The 5,947-nt window shown below is 32.4% G+C and carries 6 protein-coding genes; 1 reads left to right on the plus strand and 5 read right to left on the minus strand.

The window, feature by feature from the left end; translation table 11 throughout:
• Positions 1-245: 245 nt before the first annotated feature.
• From CD147_RS10960 to CD147_RS10980, 5 genes are all read right to left on the minus strand, one after another.
• A complete protein-coding gene (locus CD147_RS10960) occupies positions 246-1,262 on the minus strand; it encodes a CAP domain-containing protein (protein WP_103167503.1) in 1,017 nt (338 codons plus the stop codon).
• A gap of 23 nt (positions 1,263-1,285) precedes the next feature.
• The gene (gene guaC / locus CD147_RS10965; protein WP_103167504.1) at positions 1,286-2,263 is read right to left on the minus strand and encodes a GMP reductase; all 978 of its coding nucleotides are present in this window, start codon (positions 2,261-2,263) and stop codon (positions 1,286-1,288) included.
• Between the two features lie 149 nt (positions 2,264-2,412).
• Positions 2,413-2,682, minus strand: a complete 270-nt coding sequence (gene rpsN / locus CD147_RS10970) for a 30S ribosomal protein S14 (protein WP_103167505.1) — start codon at positions 2,680-2,682, stop codon at positions 2,413-2,415.
• A 226-nt stretch (positions 2,683-2,908) separates the two neighbouring features.
• Positions 2,909-3,058 carry a 50S ribosomal protein L33 gene (gene rpmG, locus CD147_RS10975; RefSeq protein WP_103167506.1) on the minus strand — a complete coding sequence of 50 codons (150 nt, stop codon included), beginning with the start codon at positions 3,056-3,058 and terminating at the stop codon, positions 2,909-2,911.
• Positions 3,059-3,148: 90 nt separating this feature from the next.
• Positions 3,149-4,663 carry a catalase gene (locus CD147_RS10980; RefSeq protein WP_103167507.1) on the minus strand — a complete coding sequence of 505 codons (1,515 nt, stop codon included), beginning with the start codon at positions 4,661-4,663 and terminating at the stop codon, positions 3,149-3,151.
• Between the two features lie 220 nt (positions 4,664-4,883).
• On the opposite strand from CD147_RS10980, the gene CD147_RS10985 reads away from it, so the two are divergent.
• Positions 4,884-5,947, plus strand: a 1,064-nt coding sequence (locus CD147_RS10985) for an amino acid permease (RefSeq protein WP_103167508.1), incomplete at its 3' end; no start/stop codon positions are given.

Here is a 5,947-nt window from a genome sequence, read left to right on the forward strand (position 1 = left end):
CTATAGAGAATTATAGGCTATATTTGTTATCTTTCGTTAAAATCTCTCTTATATATTTAATATAAATAATAAAGAGCTAGGAAAACATTTAAATGTTTTCCTAGCTCTTTTGTTTATCAGATTCTTTTTTATTCAAAATTTCTTTTACTTTATCTAGAATATCTTTTTTATTTATATCTTTAGTTGTCATAATATCAACTTCCTTATCAACTAAAAGATACCCCAAATAGTACACTTTGAAACTATTAACCTGTATAATTTTCTGTCCAATATGGTTGACGTTTGTCATTAAAATCGACACCAACACCCAAAGTACTAAAACTACTGTTTAAAATATTTTTACGATGACCTAGTGAATTCATCAAACCTTCATGCGCAAAAATACTACTTTGTTGACCATATGCAAGATTCTCACCTGCAGAATTAAAATCAATTTTATCCTTTTTTAATCTATCAAAAGGTGAAGCTCCGTCTAAATTTGTATGATCAAAATAATTATTTTTGGCCATATCCTCACTGTGTTTTCTAGCAGTATTCGAAATTGACTTAGAATAATTTAAAGTATTCAATCCATGTTGTTTTCTTTCTGAATTTACTAAGTCAAAGTTTTGATCTTCATAACTCTCTTTTAATTTAGAAGAAGGCGCCCCATATTGTTGTTGTAATCTATTTTCCATAGCATCACTAACTTGAAGTAAGGCGGTAACACCATCATTATTATGTTTATCATAAAAAACTGTTGAATAGACATGCGAATCATGGAAGACATCATATTCATCATCGTTGATTTCTATTCGATATCTACCTTTAACCATTTCATCGATTGGTTTCCCTAAGCGTTTTTCAACCACATCTCTTGGTGTATTATACTTAACTTTCGATTTTGATGTAATTACGTTTTGGTTGCTGTATAACGCATTGACTTTATTCTCGATGTAACTAATCATTATAAAATTCTCATAGTCACTATCGTAGTATGTATACCAATTAGTACCATACTCATTCGAAGTCACTCGTTTAGGCTTTCCAACTTTAGATTCAACGTCTTTTTTTGTCATATTCATTTGAATATTATTGATTGCGAATTCTTGTTCTTGAGGCGTTTTTAACGCATTAGTTTTTGCGCTAGTATCCTCGTTCATAACTTGCTCAACTTTATCCCTAACATTATTTTGCAAATTAATTAATGTTGAGCTTTCTTTCAGTGGCACAAACAAGGTAATTGAAAAAAGTACTAACGAAAACAAAAGAAATTTTTTGATATTTTACACCTACCGCTCAAATATTAATCTTTATCCCCATTGAAAATTGAGTTTCTAACAATTACATAATCAACTGTAGTTAATGATTTGAGGTCTTTGCCCCCAGCATAGGAAATAGAACTTTGTAAATCTTGTTGCATTTCAATGAGCGTATCCTTTAGTGAACCTTTATGTTCAACAAACATTTTCTTACCTTCTACGTTTTTACGTTCACCTTTTTGGAATTCAGATGCACTACCAAAGTATTCTTTATACAATTTTCCTTCTAATTCAACAGTTTCACCTGGTGATTCTTCGTGAGCGGCAAATAAAGAACCAATCATTACCATACTTGCACCAAATCTAATTGACTTAGCAATATCGCCATGAGTTCTTAATCCACCATCTGCAATAATTGGTTTACGCGCAGCTTTACTACAAATATTTAACGCAGCTAATTGCCAACCGCCAGTACCGAAACCAGTTTTAATCTTTGTGATACATACTCTTCCTGGTCCAATACCCACTTTAGTTGCATCAGCACCAGCATTTTCTAGTTCTCTAACCCCTTCAGGAGTTCCTACATTACCCGCAATAACAAATGATTGTGGAAGATGTTTTTTAATGTGTTTAATCATATTGATGACTGGATTAGAATGACCATGTGCAATATCGATTGTAATATATTCTGGAATAATATTTTTAGAAGCTAGCGTTTCGATGAAATCAAATTCATTTGATTTTACACCTACTGAAATAGATGCAAATAATCCTGCATCTTGCATTTTTTGAACAAATGGAATTCGAGCTTCTTCATCAAAACGATGCATAATGTAGAAATAATCATTTTTCGCAAACCATTGTGCTAATTCTTCATTCATAATCGTTTGCATATTAGCTGGTACAACTGGTAATTTAAATATCTTAGGTCCAAATTTAATGGAAGTATCACATTCAGATCTACTTTCAACAATACATTTATTTGGAATTAATTGAATATCTTCATAATCAAAAATTTTCATACTTTATAGCCCCTATACAATTTAATTATATTTTTAAAAAGCGAACGATTTTTATATAAAACATACCAATCATTCATAATTCTAACCATTGTATACTTTACAACCTTTTAAATGTATTGTAAATGGACTAAAGTACTAATTATTACATATTACCAACTTGATTTTTTTACGCCAGGAATTTGTCCTTTATGTGCATGGTCTCTAAAAGCAATTCTTGACATTTCAAATTTACGCATTACACCTCTAGGACGCCCTGTTACACGGCATCTTCTAGTTAATCTAGTTGGTGATGAGTCTCTAGGTAATTTTCTTAATGCTTCATAATCACCTTTAGCTTTTAATTCTTTACGTAACTCATAATATTGATTAACAAGTTTTTCTCTTTTTTGTTCTTTAGCAATTTTAGATTTTTTTGCCATTTTCTGTCACTCCATTTTCTTAAATCGTAATAATTACGTTTTATATCTTAACATATGATTTTATAATTACAAGAGTAATAGCTTAATTTTCATGAAAATTGCTTTATAACCTAGTTTCTATTTTAAATATTTACATTTGTTTAGACATAAAAAAGCCGGAACAATTAAATGTTCCGGCTTTTCATTATAAACTTTATCTTTAATGTCGTATTTAAAAGATAAGAGATTATTTAGTTTCCCGGTGTAGCGTGTGTTTATTTAATCTTGGGCAATATTTTTTCATTTCAATACGCTCAGGATTATTACGTTTATTTTTAGTAGTAATATAATTACGATCGCCACATTCTGTGCAAGCTAAAGTTACATTAACGCGCATAGTTAACATCCTTTCTTATTTAACTAGGAATACTTACGATTTAAAATTTTACCATAGCTAACCGTCTTGTGCAATTAAAAACTTTCAAACTTAATTAAAGTTCTCATATAATTCGTCATTCGTACCTTCTAAATCAACTTGGTTAATGTCAATTCCTAATGCTTTTGCTACACCTTTGCCGTATTCTGGGTCTGCTTTGTAACAATGGCGAATATGTCTATGTTTAACATCTTCTGTTACACCGTCCATTGCATTGGCAGTATTAGTAAATATACGTTCTTTAGCAGCATCAGATTGTAGTCGGAATAGTTTACCTGGTTGTTCGAAATAATTGTCGTCGTACTGTCTTTCATTATATTCGTATCCATCTCCATCAACTGGGAATGGTGGTTTTTTATACTCAGGTTGAGAACCGTATACGCCCTGATTATTTGGATAATAATGAGGTCCGCCACCTTGGTTACCGTCTAGGAATCTCATTTGACCGTCACGACTAAAAGGACATAAGTTTTCAATGCCAACACCTTTAGGTTGGTTTACCGGAATTTGCCAGTGATTTACACCTAATCTATAACGTTGTGCATCACCATATGAGAATAAACGCCCTTGTAACATTTTATCAGGTGAGAAATCTAAACCTGGAATGATATTAGTTGGTGCAAATGCAGCTTGTTCAACTTCCATGAAATAGTTTTCTGGATTACGGTTTAACTCAAATTCACCAACTTCGATAAGTGGATAATCAGCTTTATACCATACTTTTGTTAAATCAAATGGATTATCAGGATGATTCTTAGCTTGTTCTTCCGTCATAACTTGAATATACATTTTCCATTTAGGATAATCACCTTGTTCAATAGCATTAAATAAATCACGTTGAGATGAATCTCTATCTCCACCAACTATTTCAGCCGCTTCTTCATCAGTATAATTTTCAATTCCTTGTTGCGTTCTGAAGTGATATTTAACCCACACGCGTTCACCTTTATCATTATACATAGAATACGTATGCGAACCAAAACCATGCATATTTCGGAAACCTTTTGGCATACCACGATCTGACATTAAGATAGTAACTTGGTGTAATGATTCTGGCACGCCTGTCCAGAAATCCCAGTTATTTTGAGGACTTCTCATGTTTGTGCGTGGATCGCGTTTCACTGCGCGATTTAAACTTATAAATAATTTTGGATCTCTAAAGAAAAAGACTGGTGTGTTATTACCTACTAAATCCCAGTTTCCATCTTCTGTATAGAACTTCAAAGCAAAACCACGAATGTCTCTTTCTAAATCAGCTGCCCCACGTTCACCTGATACAGTTGAAAAACGTGCGAACATCTCAGTTTGTTTTCCTACTTCGGAGAACATTTTCGCATTTGTATATTGAGTAATATCATTTGTAACCGTAAAAGTACCAAATGCTCCTGAACCTTTAGCATGCATACGTCTTTCAGGAATAACCTCACGATCAAAGTGAGACATTTGCTCTAAATAATAAATATCTTGCATCATTAATGGCCCTCGTGGACCTGCTGTCATACTATTTTCTCTATCTGACACTGGATGGCCAAATAAACCTGTCAGCTTTTTATCTTCTTTTGACATTTATAAATCCCCTCCCTAATTTATAATAATTATAATCTAGAAATGTTTATAGTTAAAGTTATTTGTTTAATATTATGTTAATTATCAAAATATTTTCACATTTCTTAAGATGTCGGAAAATTTAAATTTTTAGAACAACTTATTTGAAAGCTATTGAATACTAAAGCTAAAAGCATTAAAATGATGTGTATATTTTAAATTTTAGTTTAGGAGACATTGTATGGAAGATAACAATATGAAACGTGGTCTTAGCTCAAGACACATATCCATGATTGCAATCGGTGGCGCAATCGGTACTGGTCTATTTGTAGCTACAGGTAGTGTTGTAGCCCAAGCCGGTCCTGGGGGTGCCATTTTAGCTTATCTATTAATTGGAATCATGCTTTATTTTTTAATGTCCTCAATTGGAGAATTGGCTACATTCTATCCTGTATCTGGTTCTTTTAGTTCTTATGCTACTCGTTTTGTAGACCCTTCACTGGGGTTTACAATGGGTTGGTTATACTACATTTTATGGTCTTTAGTATCAAGTGTAGACGTGATGGTAGCATCTAACGTTCTCTATTACTGGGATATCTTTAAATTTTTTAGTCCTATAGTATGGAGTTTAATATTCATTACTTTAATGTTTTTATTAAATGTGTTCACAGTTAAAGCATTTGGTGAAATGGAATTTTGGTTATCTCTAGTTAAAGTTATTACAATTATCGTCTTTATTATCATTGGTTTCTTAATGATATTTGGTATTCTAGGTGGCCATACATATGGTTTTGAAAATTATACTAAAGGCGAAGCACCATTTGTAGGTGGATTATCAGGTTTCTTAGGCGTACTACTTGTAGCTGGATTCTCAGTGGGTGGTACCGAAGTAGTCGCAGTGACAGCTGGAGAATCAGATAACCCTGAGAAAACTATGCCTAAAGCAGTTAAACAAGTATTTTGGAGAATTTTATTATTCTATGTTTTATCTATAGCCGTGATTGCTGCAATCATACCTTATACTGATTCTTTATTATTAAATGAAAATCAATCGGTGTCTCAAAGTCCATTTACAATTGTATTTGATAGAATAGGAATTGCATTTGCCGCTTCAGTAATTAACGCAGTTATTTTAACTTCATTATTATCTGCGACTAACTCGGGTATCTATACAACTAGTAGAATGCTCTTTTCACTTAGCGACGAAAAACAAGCACCTAAGTTTCTGAGTAAATTAAATAAAAAAAGCAAGTTACCATTACGCGCCTTAGTCACAACATATATATCTGTCTCTTATACACATCT

This window comes from Staphylococcus devriesei (assembly GCF_002902625.1).
Lineage (GTDB): Bacteria > Bacillota > Bacilli > Staphylococcales > Staphylococcaceae > Staphylococcus > Staphylococcus devriesei.